22 protein-coding genes are annotated in these 21,669 nt (G+C 43.4%); 15 read left to right on the forward strand and 7 right to left on the reverse strand.

Features of this window, described 5'->3' with window-relative positions:
- From ACRQ5D_RS07095 to ACRQ5D_RS07110, 4 genes are all read left to right on the forward strand, one after another.
- On the forward strand, positions 1-1,746 hold the full coding sequence (locus ACRQ5D_RS07095) for a TonB-dependent receptor plug domain-containing protein (protein WP_431199317.1): 1,746 nt from the start codon (positions 1-3) through the stop codon (positions 1,744-1,746).
- A 340-nt stretch (positions 1,747-2,086) separates the two neighbouring features.
- Complete coding sequence (locus ACRQ5D_RS07100; protein WP_091167026.1) at positions 2,087-3,511, forward strand: glycogen synthase; 1,425 nt, start codon at positions 2,087-2,089, stop codon at positions 3,509-3,511.
- Positions 3,508-4,770: a glucose-1-phosphate adenylyltransferase gene (locus tag ACRQ5D_RS07105; RefSeq protein WP_090532368.1), complete on the forward strand. Its 1,263-nt coding sequence runs from the start codon at positions 3,508-3,510 to the stop codon at positions 4,768-4,770. Before ACRQ5D_RS07100 ends, ACRQ5D_RS07105 begins: the two co-directional genes overlap by 4 nt.
- Before the next feature lie 71 nt (positions 4,771-4,841).
- A complete protein-coding gene (locus ACRQ5D_RS07110; protein WP_091167020.1) occupies positions 4,842-5,027 on the forward strand; it encodes a hypothetical protein in 186 nt (61 codons plus the stop codon).
- A gap of 201 nt (positions 5,028-5,228) precedes the next feature.
- Here ACRQ5D_RS07110 and ACRQ5D_RS07115 read toward each other — a convergent pair whose 3' ends face one another.
- The 3 genes from ACRQ5D_RS07115 to ACRQ5D_RS07125 all read right to left on the reverse strand — a co-directional run bounded on the left by ACRQ5D_RS07115 (position 5,229) and on the right by ACRQ5D_RS07125 (position 7,850).
- On the reverse strand, positions 5,229-5,906 hold the full coding sequence (locus ACRQ5D_RS07115) for a metal-dependent hydrolase (RefSeq protein ID WP_091167018.1): 678 nt from the start codon (positions 5,904-5,906) through the stop codon (positions 5,229-5,231).
- Positions 5,907-6,200: 294 nt separating this feature from the next.
- Entirely contained in the window at positions 6,201-6,515 is a 315-nt protein-coding gene (locus ACRQ5D_RS07120) for a YbaB/EbfC family nucleoid-associated protein (protein ID WP_091167015.1), read from the reverse strand.
- A 123-nt stretch (positions 6,516-6,638) separates the two neighbouring features.
- Positions 6,639-7,850: a serine hydrolase domain-containing protein gene (locus tag ACRQ5D_RS07125; RefSeq protein WP_091167012.1), complete on the reverse strand. Its 1,212-nt coding sequence runs from the start codon at positions 7,848-7,850 to the stop codon at positions 6,639-6,641.
- Positions 7,851-7,989: 139 nt separating this feature from the next.
- On the opposite strand from ACRQ5D_RS07125, the gene ACRQ5D_RS07130 reads away from it, so the two are divergent.
- From ACRQ5D_RS07130 to feoB, 5 genes are all read left to right on the forward strand, one after another.
- Positions 7,990-8,829, forward strand: a complete 840-nt coding sequence (locus ACRQ5D_RS07130) for a tetratricopeptide repeat protein (RefSeq protein WP_431199318.1) — start codon at positions 7,990-7,992, stop codon at positions 8,827-8,829.
- Between the two features lie 230 nt (positions 8,830-9,059).
- Positions 9,060-9,440 (forward strand): glycine cleavage system protein GcvH, encoded by a 381-nt coding sequence (gene gcvH, locus ACRQ5D_RS07135; RefSeq protein ID WP_091167007.1) that lies wholly within the window; start codon positions 9,060-9,062, stop codon positions 9,438-9,440.
- A gap of 1 nt (position 9,441) precedes the next feature.
- Entirely contained in the window at positions 9,442-9,831 is a 390-nt protein-coding gene (locus tag ACRQ5D_RS07140) for a VanZ family protein (protein ID WP_091167004.1), read from the forward strand.
- A gap of 587 nt (positions 9,832-10,418) precedes the next feature.
- On the forward strand, positions 10,419-10,634 hold the full coding sequence (locus tag ACRQ5D_RS07145; RefSeq protein ID WP_091167002.1) for a FeoA family protein: 216 nt from the start codon (positions 10,419-10,421) through the stop codon (positions 10,632-10,634).
- A 10-nt stretch (positions 10,635-10,644) separates the two neighbouring features.
- Positions 10,645-12,759: a ferrous iron transport protein B gene (feoB, locus tag ACRQ5D_RS07150; protein ID WP_091167000.1), complete on the forward strand. Its 2,115-nt coding sequence runs from the start codon at positions 10,645-10,647 to the stop codon at positions 12,757-12,759.
- An 11-nt stretch (positions 12,760-12,770) separates the two neighbouring features.
- On the opposite strand, the gene ACRQ5D_RS07155 is transcribed toward feoB, so the two are convergent.
- The 4 genes from ACRQ5D_RS07155 to ACRQ5D_RS07170 form a co-directional block, all read right to left on the reverse strand.
- Positions 12,771-13,625, reverse strand: coding sequence for a DUF3800 domain-containing protein (locus ACRQ5D_RS07155; protein ID WP_431199321.1), 855 nt, complete (start codon positions 13,623-13,625; stop codon positions 12,771-12,773).
- 559 nt (positions 13,626-14,184) lie between these two features.
- On the reverse strand, positions 14,185-15,114 hold the full coding sequence (locus ACRQ5D_RS07160) for a TIGR01777 family oxidoreductase (RefSeq protein WP_091166995.1): 930 nt from the start codon (positions 15,112-15,114) through the stop codon (positions 14,185-14,187).
- Positions 15,115-15,116: 2 nt separating this feature from the next.
- Positions 15,117-15,248: a hypothetical protein gene (locus tag ACRQ5D_RS07165; RefSeq protein WP_432328601.1), complete on the reverse strand. Its 132-nt coding sequence runs from the start codon at positions 15,246-15,248 to the stop codon at positions 15,117-15,119.
- Between the two features lie 17 nt (positions 15,249-15,265).
- Entirely contained in the window at positions 15,266-15,934 is a 669-nt protein-coding gene (locus ACRQ5D_RS07170) for a DCC1-like thiol-disulfide oxidoreductase family protein (RefSeq protein ID WP_432328602.1), read from the reverse strand.
- A 315-nt stretch (positions 15,935-16,249) separates the two neighbouring features.
- Between ACRQ5D_RS07170 and ACRQ5D_RS07175 the strand changes: the two genes are divergently transcribed.
- The 6 genes from ACRQ5D_RS07175 to ACRQ5D_RS07200 are packed head-to-tail and all read left to right on the forward strand — an operon-like array spanning position 16,250 to position 21,058.
- A complete protein-coding gene (locus ACRQ5D_RS07175) occupies positions 16,250-16,603 on the forward strand; it encodes a hypothetical protein (RefSeq protein WP_431199322.1) in 354 nt (117 codons plus the stop codon).
- A complete protein-coding gene (locus tag ACRQ5D_RS07180; protein WP_431199323.1) occupies positions 16,585-16,842 on the forward strand; it encodes a hypothetical protein in 258 nt (85 codons plus the stop codon). The genes ACRQ5D_RS07175 and ACRQ5D_RS07180 overlap by 19 nt, the downstream gene beginning before the upstream one ends.
- 19 nt (positions 16,843-16,861) lie before the next feature.
- Entirely contained in the window at positions 16,862-17,164 is a 303-nt protein-coding gene (locus ACRQ5D_RS07185; RefSeq protein ID WP_091166986.1) for a winged helix-turn-helix domain-containing protein, read from the forward strand.
- Between the two features lie 51 nt (positions 17,165-17,215).
- A complete protein-coding gene (locus ACRQ5D_RS07190; RefSeq protein WP_091166983.1) occupies positions 17,216-19,723 on the forward strand; it encodes an XrtN system VIT domain-containing protein in 2,508 nt (835 codons plus the stop codon).
- Positions 19,704-20,432 (forward strand): archaeosortase/exosortase family protein, encoded by a 729-nt coding sequence (locus tag ACRQ5D_RS07195; RefSeq protein WP_431199324.1) that lies wholly within the window; start codon positions 19,704-19,706, stop codon positions 20,430-20,432. Before ACRQ5D_RS07190 ends, ACRQ5D_RS07195 begins: the two co-directional genes overlap by 20 nt.
- A complete protein-coding gene (locus tag ACRQ5D_RS07200; protein WP_431199325.1) occupies positions 20,420-21,058 on the forward strand; it encodes a hypothetical protein in 639 nt (212 codons plus the stop codon). The genes ACRQ5D_RS07195 and ACRQ5D_RS07200 overlap by 13 nt, the downstream gene beginning before the upstream one ends.
- Positions 21,059-21,669 lie beyond the last annotated feature (611 nt).

Here is a 21,669-nt window from a genome sequence, read left to right on the forward strand (position 1 = left end):
GTGAAAGAGGTTAATTTTTATTCGGGGGCTTTTCCCTCAAACCGGGGCAATGCTTTAAGTTCTGTATTTGAGTTCAACCAAAAAAATGGCCGGTCGGATAGAATGGGGGCCACCCTTACCATCGGCTCGAGCGATTTTGGTGCTACTATTGAAGGTCCGCTGGGTTCAAAAACCACCTATCTGGCATCGTACCGTTACTCATACCTGCAAGGTTTATTTAAATTACTTAAACTGCCTTTTTTACCATCATACCAGGATTTTCAGTTTAAGGTTAAAACCAAATTCGACAACAAAAATGAGCTTACACTCATCGGCCTCGGCGCGCTCGATAAGTTTAAGCTCAACTTCGGCACCGATCCAACCGAAGAAAACCAGTACATTTTGGCAACAATCCCAACCAACGATCAGAAAAACTATTCAGTTGGTGCGGTTTATAAACACTTTGGGCAACATGGCTTTTCACAAGTGGTGATTAGTCGCAGTTATTTGGATAATGGAGCCCAAAAATTCAGGGATAATGACGAGAGTTTGGGCCAAACGCTCAATTACCGGTCGGCCGAGGCAGAGAACAAATTCAGGTTTGAGCATACCGAACAGGCGGGCAATTATCGTGTAAACTTCGGTACCGGCGAAGAAACGGCGTCTTACAGTACCAATACGTTTAACCTGCTACCCTTCGGCAACCATATTTACCAATCAAAGATTAATTTTTTTAAGTATAACCTGTTTGGCCAAATCAGCCGAATATTTTTTGACAATAAGCTATCACTCTCATTCGGTGCCAGGGCCGATGCCAACAACTATTCAAGCCGGATGAACAACCTGCTAAAAACCTTTTCGCCGCGCTTCTCTGCCTCCTATAACTTTACCGATCAGTTTAGCATCAATTTTAATACTGGCATTTATTACCAGTTGCCGGCCTATACTGTTATGGGCTATCGGGATAGCACTAATCGTTTGGTAAACCGGGATGTAAATTATATTGAAAACAAACAGCTGGTATTAGGTTTTGAGTATAATACGCTTAAAAACACCCGCTTTACGGTTGAAGGTTTTTATAAACATTACAAACATTATCCTGTTATTCGTCAATTGAATGATTCCATCCCGCTGGCTAATCTTGGTGCCGACTTTGGTGTTATTGGTAACGATGCGGTTGTTGGCGAAAGCAACGGCCGTAGTTATGGCGTGGAGTTTTTCGCACAGCAAAAGCTAAACAAAGGTTTTTATGGCATTTTCGCGCTTACACTTTTTAAAAGCGAGTTTCAGAACAAAAATGGCAACTATGTGCAATCATCCTGGAATAGTCGATATATTTTAAGCATGACCGCCGGCAAAATCCTTAAACGCAACTGGGAAATAGGTGCTAAATTCAGGTTTACAGGTGGCAGTCCGTACACGCCTTATGATCAGCAGCTATCGTCACTTAAAACAAATTACAGTACCTATCCGCAGGGAATTTTCAATTACACGCAATTGAACGGCCGGGTTTTAGATCCTTTTTACCAGCTTGACGCCCGGGTTGATAAAAAGTACTATTTTAAACATTACACGTTCAACGTTTACTTCGACATTCAAAATTTAACAGCTCATACCTATAAGGAACAACCGGTTGTAGTTGCGGTGAAAGATGCTTCAGGAAACCTTCAGGATCAGCCAGGCGACCCGTCGCACATTCAAACCAAATTGCTTAACCGCAAAGGCGGGAATGTGCAGCCGACACTTGGGGGTATTTTTGAGTTTTGATCAATTTAAAAAACTTCGCTCTCAAGGGTAAGCGCGGGGAAGAGCAAAGGCGGGGCTGTGTTTCTGTGTTAAAAAAACAAAGCATAGACACTCCGTTCCTCAGCTCTCAAGAGGGTAATCGCACTTTCCTGCACTTTTATCCTTAGTGTACCGGTTATAGCAATAATTCGTAAGCGCAGGTGCTTTCTCAATCCTTCCTTTTCCCTATCATTTTTACAACTATAACATCTTAACGATAATAAAATTTCAGCGCTTTTTATCTAAATTTTCCAAAACTATATTAATTCTCATAGGTTTCTCTTTTGGTAATCTTTGCTTAAATTGAGCCAATAAAACCTGAATGAAAATATACCATTTGAGTGCCGAGTGCTATCCCGTTGCTAAAGTTGGCGGGCTTGCCGATGTTGTTGGCGCATTGCCTAAGTACCAGAACCTTGCAGGTTTGCAGGCTGCGGTTGTTATGCCTTTTTACGATCGTAAGTTTACCCAGGAAAACGACTTTGAAATTGTGTTTGCTGCTGCAACCTTACTCGGTAATCGCCGACTTTTCTTCGAGATATTGAAAGAGAAAACAAACAAACTCGGTTTTGAACTTTATTTAGTAAAAATTCCTGGCTTGCTCGACAGGGAAAATATCTACAGTTACCCTGATGAGCGTGACCAGTTCATGGCTTTTCAATTGGCATTTTTAGATTGGATCAGTTATTCACAGCAAACGCCCGATTTGATCCATTGTCATGACCACCACGCCGGGTTAGTCCCGTTTTTACTTTATCATTCCAAGCTATATACAAGGCTGGCCAATACCCCAACCATATTTACCATACACAACGGCCAGTACCACGGCGCTTTCGGCTGGGACAGACTATCCTTATTACCTGAAATTGACCTGACCAAAACAGGCTTGCTTGACTGGGCCGGCGGGATCAATCCACTGGCGGCTGCGGTTAAATGCAGCTGGCGTTATACAACGGTGTCTCCAACTTATTTGGAGGAGCTTACTTATAACTCCAATGGTTTGGAGTACCTGTTTTACATTGAACGGGCAAAGGGCTACGGTATCATGAACGGCATCGACACCGAGGTTTGGAACCCGCAAACCGACCCAATGATCCCAACCAAATTTTCAACTAAAACATTGGCTAAAGGCAAAAGGGCTAATAAAGAAGCTATTTGCAAACGCTTTGAGCTCGATCCCGAAAAACCATTGTTTACTTTTATCGGCCGCCTGGTTGTTGAAAAAGGCGCAGATCTGCTGCCTGCCGCTATTGAACGCAGCCTGCTCGAAAACGAAGGCGAAGTAAACTTTGTAATATTAGGAGCCGGCGATAAGGAAAATGAACTGGCGCTGCTTCAGCTTAAAAATAAATATCCTGAGCATTGTAATGTTTTTATTGGTTATGACGAGTCATTGGCACACTTAATTTATGCGGGGGCCGATTTCCTGTTAATGCCGTCACGCGTAGAACCTTGCGGCCTTAACCAGTTGTATGCGCTGCGTTACGGCACCATGCCAATTGTACGTACCACCGGTGGATTGAAAGATTCTGTCATTGATTTTGGCGATGAGGGAGGCTACGGGATCCGCTTTGTACAGGCCAGCGTACAAGATATTTGCCACTCGGTTTTCAGGGCAAAACAACTTTACCAGGATAGCGCAAAAATGCAGCAGCTACGCAAGCAAATGATGGCCCTTGATTTTTCATGGGCACGCTCAACACAACAATACACTGAACTATACGAAAGCTTAAAACTAACTTTATGACATCCAAAGTAATCTCCATTGTGCTCGGTGGCGGCCAGGGCAGCCGTTTATCACCGCTTACCGCAACGCGGTCAAAGCCGGCAGTTCCAATTGCGGGTAAATATCGTTTGGTGGATATTCCCATTTCAAACTGTTTGCACTCGGGTATTACGCGTATTTATGTGTTGACGCAGTTTAACTCGGCATCCTTAAACAAGCACATCAAAAACACTTATCATTTCAGCAGCTTTAGCGATGCTTTTGTTGATATTCTTGCGGCAGAGCAAACGCCGTCAAGCGTGGCCTGGTTCCAGGGTACGGCCGATGCTGTTAGGCAAAGCTTACACCATTTGGCGGTGCATGAGTTTGAGTATGTGCTGATCCTGTCGGGCGATCAATTGTACCAGATGGATTTTGAAGATATGATCAACCATCATATCGAAACCAATGCCGAAATTTCGATAGCTACCATCCCTGTTGATGCAGCTGACGTTCCGGGCTTCGGGATCCTGAAAACTGACGAAAACAACATGATCACCTCATTTATCGAAAAACCCAAAAGCAATTTCGAAAGCTGGGCGTCAGAGGTTAGTCCGGAGATGGAAGCTGAAGGCCGTGTATACCTGGCGTCAATGGGTATCTACATCTTTAATCGCAAATTGTTATATGAATTGCTTGAAGGCAACGAGCGTACCGACTTTGGTAAAGAGATCATCCCACAATCAATTGAAGGCCATCGCGTAGCCAGCTATCAATATGAAGGCTACTGGACAGATATTGGTACTATCCCTTCATTTTTTGAGGCCAACCTGGGTTTAACTGATAACATCCCCAAGTTTAACCTGTTTGATAAAAACCCGATCTATACCCGTGCGCGCATGTTGCCTCCGTCAAAAATATCAGGCACGCTGATGGAAAAATCTATTGTTGCCGACGGTTGTATTATCAATGCCAAACAGATCATCCATTCTATAATAGGGATCCGCACCCGCATTGGTGTTAATACCATTATCGAAAACTGTTACGTAATGGGCAGCGACAATTATCAAACTCTTGAGGAGATTGCCGAATGCAAAGAAAGCGGTTCGCCAATTATGGGCATCGGCGATAATTGCCATATTCAAAACGCCATTATTGATAAAAATACATACATCGGTAACAATGTAACCATTAACTGCGGCGAGAAGCTTGAAGACGGCGATTACGGCACTCATACCGTGCAGGACGGTATTGTGGTAGTTAAGAAGCGCGCTATAATACCAAGCGGTACGGTTATTTAATTAAAAAATAAAAAAACAAACCATAGTTAATTTGTTATAGATAGAACTAACCATCTAAAACATAATCAACTATGAAAAAGGCACTATGTATGATCGCTTTAGCAGCGATCTCGTTCAGCAGCGTTTTCGCTCATGGTACAATGGTTCGCCCGTCAAAAGGCATTATGCAAACTGATACAACCAAGAAGAAGAAAACGAGGAAAATGAAAAAAGATACCATCATGAAAAAAGACACTATGAAGATGAAAAGGAAATAAGTCTTTAGTCGGAAGCCGGAACTTTTAAGCCCGGTGGTATCAAACAGCAAAAGGCCCGGTAATACCGGGCCTTTTGCTGTTTGTACATCTCCTACCGTCATTGCGAGGCACGAAGCAATCGCGAACTATACAAAGGGATTTGCCTGCTAATAGGGGATTGCTTCGTGCCTCGCAATGACGATTATTTTATTTCTATCGATTCTACAACTCAATAGTTTCACCAATAGCCGGCAACTTCAAATTCAAACCTGCTTTGATAAACTTCTCTGTTACTTCATCCTTATCAATTTTGATAACCGGGAATGAGTCATAATGAATGCCAATGATGTTTTTACAATTGATAAACGCCGACGCTTTAATGGCATCATCCGCACCCATGGTATAATTATCACCTATAGGCAGAAATGCCCAGTCGAGATTTTCATCGGCCAGGAGTTTCATATCATAGGTAAGCGCAGTATCGCCTGCAAAATAGATCACTTTCCCTTCTGCATAAATTAAAAATCCGGCAGGATTACCGCCCGGCGAGCCATCGGGCAAGGTACTTGAATGTACCGCGTTTACCATTTTAACCCTACCAAAATCAAAGTTAAAACCGCCCCCTATGTTCATGCCATGCACATTTTCAATGCCTTTAGTACCAAGCCATCCGGCAATTTCGGCAATGCAAATTACCTTTGCACCGCTACTTTTAGCAATTTCCAGCAGATCCGCCACATGGTCGCCATGCCCATGCGATACCAGGATATAATCGGGTTGTAAGCTGTGAATGTCAATATCCTTTGCCAGTGGGTTAGGGTTTATAAATGGGTCGAAAAGCAATTTCTTTCCACCAGCTACAATCTCAAGGGCCGACTGGCCATAATAAGTAGTTTTCATAGAATGTTATTTTATGATCTGATCAAAAGTAAACAGTTATGTCAACGATTTGATTTAGTGGCAGAAAAGTTACACATAGGTGTTCAAACAGACAGAGAGAATTGCAAGTTTAAAGAAAATGTCATTTAGAGCGAGCCATGTTGACTTGTGCATTGGGCGAGGGGGAATCTCCTAAGTCTGTGAACCCGCCATGAATATTTTGTTATGAATGGCGTATACGATTTCTCTTCGCGCTGCCGCTGTTGCCCGCCCTCGCTCATCGAAATGACATTGTTAAGATGGGATGGGATAATTTTATTTACCAAACATATTACCCAGGCCTCCTAAGCCGCCAAACATGCTTTGGGTCATGGCAGCCATTTCGCTTTGGCTGATGTTTTCGGCTTGTTCAAGTGCCTTGTTCACCGCAACAACCAACAACTCTTCCAGTTCTTCTTTATCGGCATCGGCTAAAAAATCAGGATCGATCTGTACCGATTGGATCACTTTATTGGCATTTGCGTTCACAACTATTTTGCCGCCTTCGGCTGTGCCTGATACACTGATGGCATCAAGGCGTTTTTTCATTTCGCCAGCCTTTTGCTGGGCTTCCATTAATTTATCAAACATGATTTTTTAGTTTTTAGTAAGTGGTTAATTAGGTGAATGGTTGGAATACGGATAGAGGAAAAATGATCAATCGGTTTATTAAAACCACTCACCCAATAACTTCAATCAACCATTCCAAAAAAATTAATCGTCACTGGTATCGCCATTACCATTGTATGCACTTTTACGTACAATAGGCATGCCAGCAGCTTTAAACAAGTCATCGAGCTTTAATAAACTCCCGTTGGCCAGGTTGGTAAGCAATACTATGGTAATGTCGTGTTTCATATCCCGCAGGTAAATATGCCTGAACCCATGCCACCATCCGGTATGATAAATTACCTCCTCGCCCGGTGCTGTAAATGTACGCCAGCCGTAGCCGTAGTTGAAATGTCCGTGCACCATCGGGTTGCGTGGCACGTAGGCCGAATCAAGCGTAGCTGGTTTTAATAACAACCCCGCGCGCAAAGCACGATCAAAAAGGAACAGGTCACCAACCGTGCTGTAAATGCCTTTATCCCCTACGGGGCCATCCAAAAAGTTCTGCACTACCGAATAACGCCACTGGCCGCGGTCATGCCCCACAACATCAACCGGGATTTTATCATAAACCGCTTTTGAGTAAACATGGGTATGTGCCATACTGGCTGGTTTAAACACATTTTCCTGCATAAATTGGGCATAGCTCATTCCGCTCACTTTTTCAATGATGGAACCAAGCACCATAAAGTTGGAGTTGTTATACAGGAAGCGTTTATTCGGTTCATTGAAACGTGTTGGCTTATAATCGGCAATCATTTTCATAGCCTCGGCATTGGTAAGTCCTTTGCGCTGGTTCAGGTGATTTTTCCGGTAAATATCGTCGATAAAATATACATAATTCATCATACCCGAGCGGTGGGTAAGTAACAAGCGAATGGTTACACCATCGTAGGGAAAATCAGGGAAAAACTTTTTAACGTCATCGTCAAGCTTCAATTTGCCGCGTTCCATCAGCAGGAGGATGGCGGTTGATGTCATAGTTTTAGTTACCGAAGCCAGCTCAAACTGCGAACCGATTTTCAGGCTGTCGCGATGCAGGTAGTCGGCCCAGCCAATGGCTTTTTCATAAACTATTTTTCCTTTTTTTGCCACCAGCACATTACCGTTAAAACCGCGGGTACGGTGCAGCTCCTGCATTACGGCATCTATCTTTTTATCGGCATTTTTAGGATTGTAGGCCAGCAACGCGGTAGTATCAAGCGGCCTGGCGGCAACCTGCGACTGCGATTGGTCGTTATTTTTATTTTTGGATGAACAGGCTAACAGTAACACTGGGGCAGCAAACACTACCAGGCTTTTGTACACTAATCTCATAAATCAATTTATCTCACACTAAACGAATGCGAAAATTAGAAATTATACAGCAGGTATTGATTAAAGTTTTAAAATTTTCTGTTAGTTAGCACAATTAGTATGTTTAAGTATGGTTTTGTTGAAAAAAGGCTTGTTTATTATGGCCCTCGTGCTTAGCACAGGGTTGGCGCATGCTCAAAATACGGATGTCAATAGTATTATTAAGGAGGGTATCAAACTTAACAGCGAAAAAAATTATTCGGCGGCTATTGAAAAATACAAAGAGGCACTTACTGCCGAGCCAGATAATGCGCAGGCCAACTACCAGCTTGCCTTCAGCCTCAATGCATCGGGCAAGGGTGCGGAAGCGGTACCTTATCTCAACAAAGTGATAAAAACAGGTGGCGACCTAACAGGCCCTGCTTATGAATTAATGGGCAGCATTTATGATACTGCACATCAACCCCAACAGGCCATCGACGCTTATAAAGAGGGGATCAAATTGAAGCCGGGGTATCAGCCGCTGTATTTTAACCTGGGGATAGCCTATTTCCGCGCGCAAAAATATGCCGATGCCGAGCTGGCTGCCATTGAAGCCATTAAACTCGATCCTAAACATGCTAATAGCCAACGCTTATACGGGCTGGTAACTTTCCACCAAAACAAAAGGGTACCGGCATTGATGGGCCTGTGCAGCTTCCTGCTGCTCGACCCGGAAGGCCCGCGCGCCGACGAAGCTTATACCAACCTGCAAAGTTTACTAAAGGGAGGCGACCTGAAAGCAGGAAAAGCAGATCCGGAAACCCTGTTACTAAATAAAACCCTAAGCACCGCCGTTTCGGTTTCTGGCGGTCAGCTGGAAACCCAGTTGAAAAACATTTTTACGGCGGTTGGCAAACTTGGTGAAAAACCAGGCAGACAAACCTTCTTTTGGAATTACTATGCAGCTTTTTTTATAAGATGTCACAATCTCAAAGCTTTTCAACGGCGGTTAAATTAATTGGCTTAAGCGCCGATAAAACAACAGGAGCAAAGTGGCTGCAAAACAACGCAGACCAACGGAAGGCCCTGGAAGATTGGATGGCATCTGCCGAAAGAAAGTTTTAATTACAAATTTATCAACGATAAATCATGACTATGCCATATAGAAAATGATGATTTTATAATTTACATATCAATAATTGCGAAAGCCAAAGTTTTACTATTTTTGAGCACACAAAATTTAACGACATGAATTTTCCGGCTGAATTAAAATACACCAAAGACCACGAGTGGATTAAGGTTGAAGGCAATGTAGCTACCGTAGGCATCACCGAATTTGCTCAAAGCGAACTGGGCGACATTGTGTATGTTGATATTACTTCATTAGGTAAAGAGGTTGCTAAAGACGAAGTTTTTGGCACCGTTGAAGCAGTAAAAACAGTATCAGACCTGTTTATGCCTGTTGCCGGCACCGTAACCGAAGTTAACCCGGCATTAAATAACCAACCCGAACTGGTTAACAGCGACCCATATGGTGAAGGCTGGATGGTAAAGATCACTGTAGCTGACGCTGCCGATGCTGACTCACTTTTATCTGCCGGCGATTATAAAACGGTTATCGGCGTATAAGATGAAGCTGTTTTTAAAATATCATGGGCCCGCTATTTTGTGGGCCTTATTTGTTTTAATTATTTGCTCCGTACATCTTGATTCTGTTGATAAATCCCCGATGTTTTTTGAGGGTTTTGATAAGCTAACCCACTGCGGTTTATTTTTCACCCTTATTGTACTGGTTTGTTTTGGCGTTATCAGGCAACAAAAACCACGGCGGATTACGTATACAAGGGCATTCGTGATATGGGCAGCCAGCGTATTTTTCGGGGCGCTTATTGAAGTGCTGCAGGCATCTGTTTTTACCTGGCGCAGCGGCGACTGGAACGATCTTTTTTGCGATGTACTTGGAGCGTGTATGGGGATTTTTAGTGTAATGCTAACCGTTGAGGCAATTGGGAAAAAATGAAAAAAATAAACTGGTCATTTTATTGGGCGCGCTGCTGTTAACAGCCGGTTCATCATGCGGCATTTTCCATAAGGGTTGCGGCTGTCCGCATTTCGGGAAAATTAAATCTGCCGACTCCAGATGTGCAGATGTGCAAATGATGGCTTAGCCAGGTAAATCTATATCAGCAAAGCACATTTACTATTCAATTTGCGGGTGTTCAATTTTTTAAAGTGTAAACACTTGCAATTATTTTCAAAAAAACATCGCTGATAATCAGCCACTTGATTTCAATGACTATTAGCAAAGTATCAAACATGAACACATCATCATTGATAATCAGCGACTTGTATTTTTCAGAGATTGAACGTTGAACACCCGCTTTTTAAAAATTGAACACTGACATAATCGTGTCAGTGAAGCATTGTCAATACTATTTAAACCTGTTTGCATATCCTAAATCTGCCTGTCTGTCCCCCCTGTATACGTACAAACTTCATACTAAAGTCATTTGTACAACTGCCTATTTAAAATCTGCACATCATAGCAAATCTTATTTGGATTTAATATAAATAAGCTTACATTTGCTACGTTATATATTATAAATGATGAAGCTGTCACAACTGGAAGTAGGCGAAACTGGTATTGTAAAGGAATTTACCGATCTTGAAATGTCAGTAAAACTGATGGAGATGGGCTGTTTACCCGGCGAAGAGGTCCGCATTTCGCGTATCGCTCCACTTGGCGATCCTATTGCCATCAACGTATCTGGCTACCAGCTTAGCTTACGTAGGTTTGAAGCATCCACCATCATTTTGCAGTAGTTTGTAAGCGTTGAAAACCAATATAAGAGTTGCACTTGTAGGAAATCCAAATACCGGTAAATCAACTCTCTTTAATATATTAACCGGGTTAAATCAAAAAATCGGAAACTTTCCGGGGGTTACTGTTGATAAAAAAACAGGCTTTTGTACCCTGCCTGACGGCCGCATGGCCGAAATAATTGACCTTCCGGGTACTTACAGCATCTATCCCAAAAGTAAAGACGAATCCATCGTATTTTCGGTACTGGCCGATAAATCAAAAGGCATGGTGCCCGATTTGGTTGTGGTGATCCTTGATGCATCCAATTTAAAACGCAACCTGCTGCTTTATACCCAGGTTGCGGATCTCAAGATCCCCGTAGTGGTGGCGCTCAACATGGTAGATGTGTCGGACAAGGCGGGCATCAAAATTAATATTGATCTTTTTGCCCAAAAACTGGGCGTTCCGGTAGTCCCTATTTCTGCCAGGAAAAATACAGGCATTGACAAGCTTAAAAGCACCATTGCTTTTGCCAACAGCGTGCCGCTGCAGCAGGATACTATTGATATCGAAAGCATCGCGCCGGGCATCATAGCGCAAATAAAAGGGGAGATGCAGGTTGAAAATCCATATATAGCCTTGCAACTTGCCCACCAGCACGAAACGCTAAGCTACCTTTCAGCAGCCGAGAGCGACCGGATTGAACAACTGGAGCAGGAGCATTCTTTCCACTCGCAAAAGGCACAGGCTACAGAAACCATCGCCCGGTACAACTTCATCAACGACCTGCTTTACGATACGGTTAAAAAAGCTGAAACGGCGCACGACGAAACCATAAGCAACAAGATAGATAAGATCCTTACCCATAAAGTATTTGGCTTTGTGATCTTCTTCGCCATCTTGCTGTTCATATTCCAGGCTATCTTTTCATGGTCGGCCTACCCGATGTCGCTCATCGAAGACCTGTTTATCTGGCTGCAGGCCGGCGCTGCTAAAATACTACCTGCCGGTCCGCTGAGCAGCCTCATCATAGATGGGGTATTAGCTGGCCTGAGTGGGGTATTGGTATTTATCCCGCAGATCGCCATCCTGTTCGCGCTCATCTCCATTTTGGAAGATACAGGCTACATGTCGCGCGTTACTTTTATGATGGACAAGGTGATGCGCAAGGTAGGGCTTAACGGCAAATCAGTAGTACCCCTTATCGGCGGTTTTGCCTGCGCTGTACCGTCTATCATGAGTACCCGTACTATCGAAAACTGGAAAGACAGGATGATCACCATCATGGTTACACCCCTGGTGGCTTGTTCGGCCCGCCTGCCTGTTTATACCCTGCTTATCGCGTTGGTAGTGCCCAACCGCAACGTTTGGTGGGTCTTTAACCTGCAGGGACTGGCGCTTACAGCCATGTATGTGCTCAGCATCTTTTCGGCTGTTATTGTGGCTTTTGTGATGAAGTTTATCCTCAAAGCCCGCGAACGCGGTTACTTTATAATGGAGCTGCCCGTTTACCGCATGCCAAGGTGGAAAAACGTGATCTTTACCATGTATGACCGTTCAAAAACCTTCGTACTGCAGGCCGGTAAAGTGATCATTGCTGTTTCGGTGATCCTGTGGGTAATGAAATCATACGGCCCCGGCGACAGGTTTGCGCAGATAGATAAACAATACGCCCAGCCCCAATACACCAAAACCATGACGCCGGATAGCCTCACTAAAGTTATCGCATCCGAAAAACTGGAAAACTCATACGCCGGCGTATTTGGGCATGTTATTGAACCCGTTATTAAACCCCTTGGCTTCGATTGGAAGATAGGGATAGCACTCATCAGCTCCTTTGCTGCCCGCGAGGTATTTGTGGGCACCATGGCCACCATTTACAGCGTGGAGGGCGATGCCGATAAGATGCAATCGGTTCAGCAAAAAATGCACGAGGCTAAAAATCCGCAAACCGGAGGGCCGGTGTTTACCTTAGCGGTGGCTTTCTCCCTCATGATGTTTTATGCCTTCGCCATGCAATGTGCCAGTACAGTGGCCGTTGTTTACCGCGAAACCAAAGACTGGCGCTGGCCCGCTGCCCAGTTTGCCTATATGACCGCGCTGGCTTATACGGCGAGCTTTATCGTATACCATTGGCTCAAGTAGCTTTTTAAGATTTATTGACTATTTTCCATCAAATTAAATACTGCTGAATTATCAATTTCAATATTATTTCTATCTATGGAATTAATGTCAAAGTTGATGGTGTTCAATACGAAATCTGCAAACTCATCTTTCGGATGTTCTCCGTTTTGAGTGTTAAGTTTTCGATTAATTGAGCCCGTGAAAAGATCAACTATTTGAATAAAAAAATTTTGTTCTGAAGACACTGCCTGAAAATCCCCAAAATATAATCCATTTACTTTTTGTCCTTCAATTCGTTCTTTGATATTTTCGATTTTCAATTGGTCGCTTCCCGTTTCTTCTTCATCAATCCATACTTGTAATACTCTTGGCAAGGGAGCTCTTCCTGTATCATTTTCATGATTAATTCCTTTGATCAACAAATGATAAGTCAAATCCACAATCGCGGAATTCTTATTTGCTAAGCCTTTGTTATTAATAACAATGATTTTGAAGCCAACTTCTGGATGCAAACCAAGAAATTTTGCAAAAAATTCTTTATAACTTGCTATCTTATGTTTAGATATGTCTACAAAATGAAATTCATAGTTTATGTCATTAGCCTTTTTCCATTCGACAAGTTTACGTTTGGATTCATGTATAAAGTAACCGGACTTTAGTATCCAAAGAGACCCAACAGAAAGATAATCTTGGTTTTTGCCAGTTTCATCTATGTAAACTGAATACGTTCCAAGGCCTAATGGCTTATCATCAATTGCTTCCTGTCGGAATTGCCCCTCCAATACTCCTCTATGCTTTCTTATTTTTTCGTCCGCTTGAAATAACTTGTATTCATTTTGAATCTTCGCACGAACCCTTGAAAGGGAATTCATTTTAGTTAATTTCATAGCACAATCTTTTGTAATCATGCCATCATTAAAATTTTCAGGCTCAAATTCCGCCCAATACGCATAAGCTAAAGCTGTATCTGAATTCCGTGCTTCGGTGGAATTATTTAAAATCGAAGCTACGCGATCCTTAATATTTTCAATATTTCCGCTTACTACGTTGTTTATTAGTTCTTTTTTTCTTGTTCAATTCTTTTAAGCTTCGCAATTGCTTTTTCATCTAATTCTTCAGTTGATTCAATATTGAGATCAGAGTTAACTTGAGACGATGTTATTGTAGATTCCATTGTGACTTAGGTTTATTAATTGATAATCAACAATTAAATATAAATATTAAAAGAAAAAAAGAAATTCAATCTATCTCGAAATGGGATTGCAGCATTTAGTTATGGATAATCTTTTCTTGCATTTGTATTGAGGTAAAATTGGATAAAGCAAAGGTTTTAGAGAAATACCTTTGCTGCTCGAAGTCTTCAGACTACAGGCACAGCCATCTGAAGTCAGAGACGTTGGACAGCGTCAAACGAGTAACATCACGCGTTGACACATGAGCAACCCGCTACCTATTCAAACTCAAAATATCATGCACCGCATGCTCCGCTTTTTCATATTGAAATTTAAACCCACTATCCAGTAAACGCTTAGGCATTACCCAGCGGCTTTTTAATATCAGTTCGGTTTCGGTGCCGATTACCATGGCGCCGACTTCCAGCAGCCACTGAGGGGCAGGTAAACCGAAAGGCGCACCATAAGCCTTGCGGATAATCTGCATCATATCAGTATTCTTTGCGGCTTCAGGGGCAGTGCAATTAAATATGCCATTTAATTCGGGGTGGTCTAACAGCCATTGGGTGCTGCGGGCCACATCATGTTCATGCACCCAGGCTATGTATTGCTGCCCATCGCCTTGTTTACCGCCGAGGCCAAACCTAACCAGGTTAAGCAACCGCGGAAAAACACTGTCGCTTCGGCCTAAAACAATGCCCATGCGCAGGGCAATTTTACGGGTATGGGGCGTATCTGTTTTAAAGAAAGTGCTTTCCCAAATATTACAAACATCAATAGAAAAACCATAACCAATCTCTCCGGTATCCTCATCCTGTGGACGGTCTTCGGCATGGCGGTAAATGGTGGCAGAAGTCACATTGATCCAAACCTTTGGCGGGTTTTCCATCTTATGGATCACCCTGCCTAATAGTTCGGTAGGTACTACCCTTGAACGGATGATCTCCCGCTTGTTCTTTTCGGTGTAGCGGCAGTTTACATTTTTGCCGCACAGGTTGATTAGCATATCGGCACCGGCAAGGTGAACCGTCCATCCCCCTTCGGTTTCACCATCCCAAACAGCGGTATGTACGTTGCCATCAACAGGTTTTTGTTTGCGGGCCAGGATGATCACCTCGTCTGCCAAATCGCGGTAGTATTTGGCCAGCACGGTACCGAGATAACCGTTGCCGCCGGCCAGTACGATTTTTTTATAAGCTTTCATGATCAGTTAAGGTTTAAAATAAGTAATAATAAAACGATACGATAAGTTACCCAGGTAACGGTGAGTACCCAGCCAAGCCCAAGCAATTTGGTACGGCGGATATGTTCAAGGAGCATTAATCCCGCTACCGCCATAAAATACAGGGTGTAAATCAGCGGACCGAATTGAAAAAATGATTTACAACCAACCCGATCAGCAGTAATAAGCTGCCGGCAAAAGAGATGGTCATCATATTGCCGAGGTAGGTCCACAGGTTACGGCGGTCAAAGCTGCATATAGCTGCTCCCTGGAAAAGGATTTGGCCGCCGCAGATCAGGTACTCACGGTATGGGCTGCCTAAAGGAACAATCCCCGTAAGCAGATGTGCGTAAGCTGTTAAGATAAAACCGGTACAAAACCAGGTGAAAAGCAAATACAATAAACGATAATGCAGCTTAAACGTAGGCTGGTATTCGAAGCCGGTTTCGGCAGCAGGGATAATTACCCTCCTGTTGTATGATATAAAAGCATAAACCTTGCTCATGAGCCAGATGAATGGTTTAAAAGCAAATAAGGGAGTAAATACAGGCCAGGTATTGGCAATTATTTTGAAAAGGCTTTTAACGCCGTAGGTAACCTCGCCGCTTTTTAGGTTAATTAAGGCTATTTCGTTAACAGCCCGTTGCCTGTCATAAACAGGGCAGGTACCCGCATGTGCTTCCTGGTACGCAGCGCGGCCGGTAGGATCAAGCATCCCTGTTTTTACAAAGGCACCGGTATAAGCACGGCACATCGGGCATTCTGCATCAAACAGGATCATGTGGTTTTTGAGCGTTTTCATAACTTTCAGTGTTTTCTGAAACAAATATACAATATATTTTAAACTTTCAATAAATACTGAAAATTAAAGTTAAAACAACTCATTGTATTAACTCACCCCCGACATCGCTGCGCTTGTCACCCCTCTCTACGCAAGCGTAAAGAGGGGTTTTTCTTTTTTCCCTGCCCTCTTTCCGCCGAAGGCGAAGAGAGGGTGGTCCAGCGTAGGGCAGACCGGGTGAGTTAACTATGCGCGATGCAAATAATTTGAGAAAACTCAATCCCCCACTTGCAAAATCAAATCTTATATTTAACTTTGAACAACAAAGTACTTTTGATGAAAGAACAAGATATTCATGCAGAGTTAAGTTCCATCCGCGACCTGATGGAGCGTTCGGCCAAGTTTATTTCGCTTAGCGGCCTTTCGGGTGTGATGGCGGGCATCTATGCCTTCGCCGGTGCCGGCATAGGATACAGTTTGCTGCAGGGCGAGTATACTACCCTCAGGGAGGGCCATACTTACAATGAAGAATTGCTGATCATAAAATTATTTATCGTGGCAATTGCGGTGCTTGTATTGTCTATTGGCACGGGGATCTGGTTATCGGTACGCAAGGCTAAAAAAATGGTCAGCCATTTTGGAGCGCCGGCAGCAAACGCCTGCTCATTAATATGGCAATCCCACTGGTAAGCGGCGGTTTATTTACTCTTATACTTGTTTATCGCGGTTATTATGGTGTTGTGGCCCCTGCTACATTGATATTTTATGGCATGTCGTTAGTTGCAGGCAGTCATTATACATATTCGGGTATTAGGAGCTTGGGGATATTGGAGATTTTATTAGGTTTGCTGTGTGCCATAATGCCGGGCTACGGCTTAATTTTTGGAGTGTGGGTTTCGGTCTGCTCCACATTATTTATGGTACAGTAATGCATTTTAGATACGATAAGTGAAGATATCATTAGATCAGTTTGATAAAGCCTTTGAAAACCGCATCCGCCTGCAAATCATGAGCGTATTGGTTGCCAATGAAAGTTACGACTTTAACTCGCTTAAAGAATTGCTTAACCTTACCGACGGTAACCTGGCATCGCACCTGAAAGCGCTGGAGAAGGAAGAATACATCCAGGTGGAGAAAACTTTCATCGGCCGCAAACCCAATACACGTTACCTGGCATCCGAAAAAGGCCGGGCCGCCTTCAAATTGCACCTCCTTGCCCTCGAAAATTTGATCAAACAACAAAAACTGTAATTTTTTTTATCTATAAACTTTGAAATACAAAGTACTTTTAATTTATAAAATATGAAAAACCTTAAAGCAATTTTATTTGAAGATAGTGTTGTTAAACTTGGCCTAATCCTAATCACTATATCTGCCGGATTCTTCCTTATGGAGGGGTCCGGCCTTTTTGAACTTACCGAAGGAACTGCTTTTGGTGCTTTTTGCTTCAATTACTCCGCCTCACTTGTGTTTTTCTTTGTGGTGATATATAAAGGATTCAGACGCTTACATTATTGGGTGCTCCTCCTGGCACTTTGGTTCATCAGCGCGTTCGCACTTAACCTGAGCATCCCTGTTTTCAACACTTCGGTTACCTGGCTGTCGGTTGTTATCTGTATCTCCACAATCAGCATTATACTTTCTGTATTTATGAATGAGCTCAGTTCAAAAATGAAACACGTGGTGACATTTTTCCTGGGGATGGCTTTCCTGCTTTTTATTTACTACAGCGTATATCTTACCTCCATGTATCTCATCGGCATTTTTGCAGCTATCGCGCTGGGGCTTTCGCTGCATGTTTTTGTGCCGATGGGTTTGGCTATAGTAACGTTTATCACCGTTAAAAAAACAGTAAGGGGCAGCAAGTCCTTAAAAATGGCGCTTGGGGCCGGCCTCTTAGTACCCGTCATCGCATGCAGCATATTTATATGGCAATGGAAAAGTATCAATAACCAGGTTAACCTTTCTATCAATCACAATACACTGTCTGAAGGCAAGCTGCCAACCTGGGTAGTTATCAGCCAAACTATTCCTAAAAGCACCATAGCACAACGAATCATTAAAGCCGGCATTGTGTACACAACCGCAAACCTTAACGACAGTTGGTTTTGGGGCGGCTGGCGTAAAGCATCATTTGATGAACCCAAGCAGCATGATCCTTTTATAGTGATAGCAAGCCTGTTTGGCGGCGACTTAAACCTTGACGAAGCCGAGCGCATAAAAATATTGGAAGCCATGTATGATTCACGGCACCAGGCACAGGAGCGGCTTTGGAGCGGGGATAAGCTAAAAACGGCTAACGTGATCACCAATGTTAAAATCTTTCCGGAATACCGCTTAGCCTATACCGAAAAAACACTAACCGTACATAACACCGAAAAAGGAGGAGTACGGGCCTGGGCGGGCAAACAAGAAGCCATTTATACATTCCATGTTCCGGAGGGTTCGGTTGTTAGTTCTTTATCATTATGGATAGACGGTAAAGAACAGCAATCAAGATTAACCACTAAAGGTAAAGCCGAATCGGCTTATCGTGAGATTGTGGGTGTTGAACAGCATGACCCATCGGTAATTCACTGGCAGGAGGGCAATACAGTAACGGCACGAATTTTTCCATGTACGCCCGAAGAAAACCGCAAATTCAGGGTGGGGATCACCAGTCCGCTGCGCAAGCAAGGTGATATGCTTACCTATGAAAGCAGTTATTTCGATGGCCCATCGCCCGAAGACGCAACCGAAGCCATCCAGGTATCTTTTTCGAAGAAGCCCGCAGGCCTCAACATGCCAAACTTTGATGAGATCAGCGAGGGCGTTTACACTGCCGACCGGCCTTATCAACCGGATGAACAGATCACGTTTAAAGCCCCGCCGCTTGCCGATATGCCGTTCGCATTTGCAGGTAAAGGCTATCAGCTGAAAGATTATGTGCCTCAAACCACAAACTTTAACCCTGAAGCCGTCTACCTCGACCTTAATGCAAGCTGGTCGGCCAGCGAACTGGACGAGCTTTGGCCGGCCATCAAAACCAAAAAAGTTTACTATTACGATGGCAAGCTGGAAACATTAACTGAAGATAACCTCGGAAGCGTTTACAGCAGGATGGGCAAACTCAACTTCAGTATATTCCCGGTTAATGAGATCAAACACCCCGAAAGTTCATTGCTGATTACCAAATGCGCCGAAACCTCTCCTAACCTGCGCGATCTTGACGAATCGGAGTTTGGCAAAGCGTTAACCAGCTATCTGCCGGGTGCAAAACAATTGCAGTTATACAATATCGGCACCAACCTAACGCCTTATTTAAAGGCATTGAAAGAGATGCGGGTATTTACTTATAATGAGGGTGATATGGCAATGCTGCAAAGCAGGCTTGCGAAAAATGAATTTAGCCATTCGCAGGAAGATTCAACCCATGTTGTGCTCGCTCAATCGGGCTTAGTTATTGAACAAACTGGCGATACTTTAAAAGCAGGCAATGCGCCTGACCACCTGCTGCGCCTGTTTGCTTATAACGATATTATGAAAAAGGTTGGTCCGCATTATTTTGATAAAACCTATGTGCAGCCGGATATTATCGATGAGGCTAACCAGGCTTTTATAGCCTCGCCTGTTTCGAGCCTTATTGTACTCGAAACTCAAAAAGATTATGAACGCTTCGGGATTGATGAAAATAAGAACAGCCTTCAAAACGCTTCTGCAAAATCATCGGGCGCAGTACCCGAACCCAGTGAGTGGTTGTTGATCCTGGTTGTAATAGCGGTGATAAATTTCTTAGTATACAAGAGCAAGCATGTTCAGCCGGAGCTATAATTTGCAGGAGCATATCTCATTTAAATTAACCGGCAGCAGGCTAATCACCAGTAGTTGCTGGTTAATATACATTGGCATTGCAGCGAGGTTAGGTATCATTTATTTTAAGTGGGATGCCAATATGGTGCTTGGCCTGGCGCTGCTGCCTTATATCTGCAAGGTAAAGCGCGGGGGCCTTTCACTAAGGCACCTCGTCCCGGCCATTGTTTTTACGACAGTTGCTGTTTGTTTTCCGGTTAAAACAAATTTGTTCCTGGCCTTGCTGTTTTCTGCACTGCTTTTCTTTGAGAACTTAAAAGGAAAAATAAGCCTGGCATTGTTCCTGTTGTTATTGCTCATTTCGCCGGCATTTGAGTATATCAGCAATACTTTTAGTTTCCCTTTAAGAATTTGGCTCAGTGAAGTAGCAGCCTCTCTGTTTGCAAGTATGGGAATGGAAGCCAACGCTGCAGGCAACATCATCCGGTTTAAAGGTTTCGAATTTTCTGTGGACCAGGCTTGCGCAGGTTTGCATATGCTTGCCACCTCGTTCATGATCTGCCTGTTTATAATAGCTCATTACCAGCGGCAGGCGGCAAAGCAACTGCACCTGGTGTGGATCTTGTTTTTGTTGGTGTTTACTTTTGCGTTAAACATCCTGTGCAACCTTTGCCGTATCCTGCTGCTGGTTTTTTTAAAATACCGGCGGGTACAACGATGCATGACCTGACCGGGATTATCTGCCTGCTCATTTACGTGGTATTGCCTTTATTGTTCCTTTCTTCTTTCGTATTGAAACGAACCGAAAAACCATACATCGACCCGCGGTTTTATAAAACCATCAGGCTGGCGCCGGATGAACTGCGCTTTCCGCTGATACACCTTGTATTGGCCGTTGCGTTAGTTGTAATAACTATAAACATCAAATCGATAGATGACCTGGAGGACAAAAGCGTAAGTAACGTATCCTTACGCGGTTATAAAAAATCGGTATTGGAAAGCGGGGTAATTAAATTTGAAAATACCGGTGCGCTGGTTTATGTGAAACCCTCTCGATTTTATTGCCCCGAACATGACCCCATGATTTGCTGGCAGGGAAGCGGCTATGTTTTCAGTAACATAAAAAAAGAGCTTATAGCCGGTCGGCAGGTTTATTTAGGAGTGCTTACCAAGGCAAAGGATAAGATTTATGCTGCCTGGTGGTTTGATAATGGTAACATGAAATCAATCAATGAGTTTGAATGGCGATGGGCAGCAGCAAAAGGAGCCAAGCCGTTTTACCTGGTAAACGTTAACGCAGCTACAGAGACAGCATTGTTAAAGGCGGTGAAAAATCTGCCGGCTATTAAGCAATGATACTTGTCGCCTTTCCGAATAACAATAGGGGAAATTTTCGGAAAGAACCATGATGACGTATAAGAAGCTGTTTAAGAATGAAGAATATTAATTGCCGTTGGTTTTAACCAACGGATTAAGAGCCGAAAACTCCTGGCTTTAGCCTAATTATGCAAGCGGATTTGGGCTGAAGCCCTCTTGTTGTGAATGCTTTATTCCGTTGGTTAAAACCAACGGCAATGAAGTTTTATCTACCTGTAAACGATATTCGTCAAATTTAAACAGGTTCTAAGATACATAGCGATGGTGTGCGTTGCCGCGTTAGTGATAGGAGCGGATACCGGCCTTGTGGCTAATGCCCGTGTAGTATGAGTGGATAGCACGGGCCGCAGGCAACGCCCATATTTATAAATCGACCAAAAAACCAACTTAAGATCAAGCCATTATAAAGAACTTGCTTAAAAATGAGAAAAATTGTAGGGATGCATAATTGCGTCTCCTGAAGGACAAGCCGATTTCAAAAGCACCTCAGCTGCCGTAAATTGCAAGTGTGAGATGCAATTATGCGTCTCTACATTCAAAAACTATCGTTTTAACAGCCTATAATAAACACAAACAACTTCCATAATTTT

Origin of the sequence: Mucilaginibacter sp. P25, from assembly GCF_050859465.1 — a bacterium.
GTDB classification, from domain to species: Bacteria; Bacteroidota; Bacteroidia; order Sphingobacteriales; family Sphingobacteriaceae; genus Mucilaginibacter; species Mucilaginibacter gossypii.

Coding starts and splice junctions, on each gene's coding strand:
- ACRQ5D_RS07100 (WP_091167026.1), top strand. CDS start 2,087: ATGAAAATATACCATTTGAGTGCCGAGTGCTATCCCGTTGCTAAAGTT.
- ACRQ5D_RS07105 (WP_090532368.1), top strand. CDS start 3,508: ATGACATCCAAAGTAATCTCCATTGTGCTCGGTGGCGGCCAGGGCAGC.
- ACRQ5D_RS07110 (WP_091167020.1), top strand. CDS start 4,842: ATGAAAAAGGCACTATGTATGATCGCTTTAGCAGCGATCTCGTTCAGC.
- ACRQ5D_RS07115 (WP_091167018.1), bottom strand. CDS start 5,906: ATGAAAACTACTTATTATGGCCAGTCGGCCCTTGAGATTGTAGCTGGT.
- ACRQ5D_RS07120 (WP_091167015.1), bottom strand. CDS start 6,515: ATGTTTGATAAATTAATGGAAGCCCAGCAAAAGGCTGGCGAAATGAAA.
- ACRQ5D_RS07125 (WP_091167012.1), bottom strand. CDS start 7,850: ATGAGATTAGTGTACAAAAGCCTGGTAGTGTTTGCTGCCCCAGTGTTA.
- ACRQ5D_RS07130 (WP_431199318.1), top strand. CDS start 7,990: ATGGCCCTCGTGCTTAGCACAGGGTTGGCGCATGCTCAAAATACGGAT.
- gcvH (WP_091167007.1), top strand. CDS start 9,060: ATGAATTTTCCGGCTGAATTAAAATACACCAAAGACCACGAGTGGATT.
- ACRQ5D_RS07140 (WP_091167004.1), top strand. CDS start 9,442: ATGAAGCTGTTTTTAAAATATCATGGGCCCGCTATTTTGTGGGCCTTA.
- ACRQ5D_RS07145 (WP_091167002.1), top strand. CDS start 10,419: ATGAAGCTGTCACAACTGGAAGTAGGCGAAACTGGTATTGTAAAGGAA.
- ACRQ5D_RS07155 (WP_431199321.1), bottom strand. CDS start 13,625: ATGAAATTAACTAAAATGAATTCCCTTTCAAGGGTTCGTGCGAAGATT.
- ACRQ5D_RS07160 (WP_091166995.1), bottom strand. CDS start 15,114: ATGAAAGCTTATAAAAAAATCGTACTGGCCGGCGGCAACGGTTATCTC.
- ACRQ5D_RS07165 (WP_432328601.1), bottom strand. CDS start 15,248: ATGGCGGTAGCGGGATTAATGCTCCTTGAACATATCCGCCGTACCAAA.
- ACRQ5D_RS07170 (WP_432328602.1), bottom strand. CDS start 15,934: ATGAAAACGCTCAAAAACCACATGATCCTGTTTGATGCAGAATGCCCG.
- ACRQ5D_RS07175 (WP_431199322.1), top strand. CDS start 16,250: ATGAAAGAACAAGATATTCATGCAGAGTTAAGTTCCATCCGCGACCTG.
- ACRQ5D_RS07180 (WP_431199323.1), top strand. CDS start 16,585: ATGGCAATCCCACTGGTAAGCGGCGGTTTATTTACTCTTATACTTGTT.
- ACRQ5D_RS07190 (WP_091166983.1), top strand. CDS start 17,216: ATGAAAAACCTTAAAGCAATTTTATTTGAAGATAGTGTTGTTAAACTT.
- ACRQ5D_RS07195 (WP_431199324.1), top strand. CDS start 19,704: ATGTTCAGCCGGAGCTATAATTTGCAGGAGCATATCTCATTTAAATTA.
- ACRQ5D_RS07200 (WP_431199325.1), top strand. CDS start 20,420: ATGCATGACCTGACCGGGATTATCTGCCTGCTCATTTACGTGGTATTG.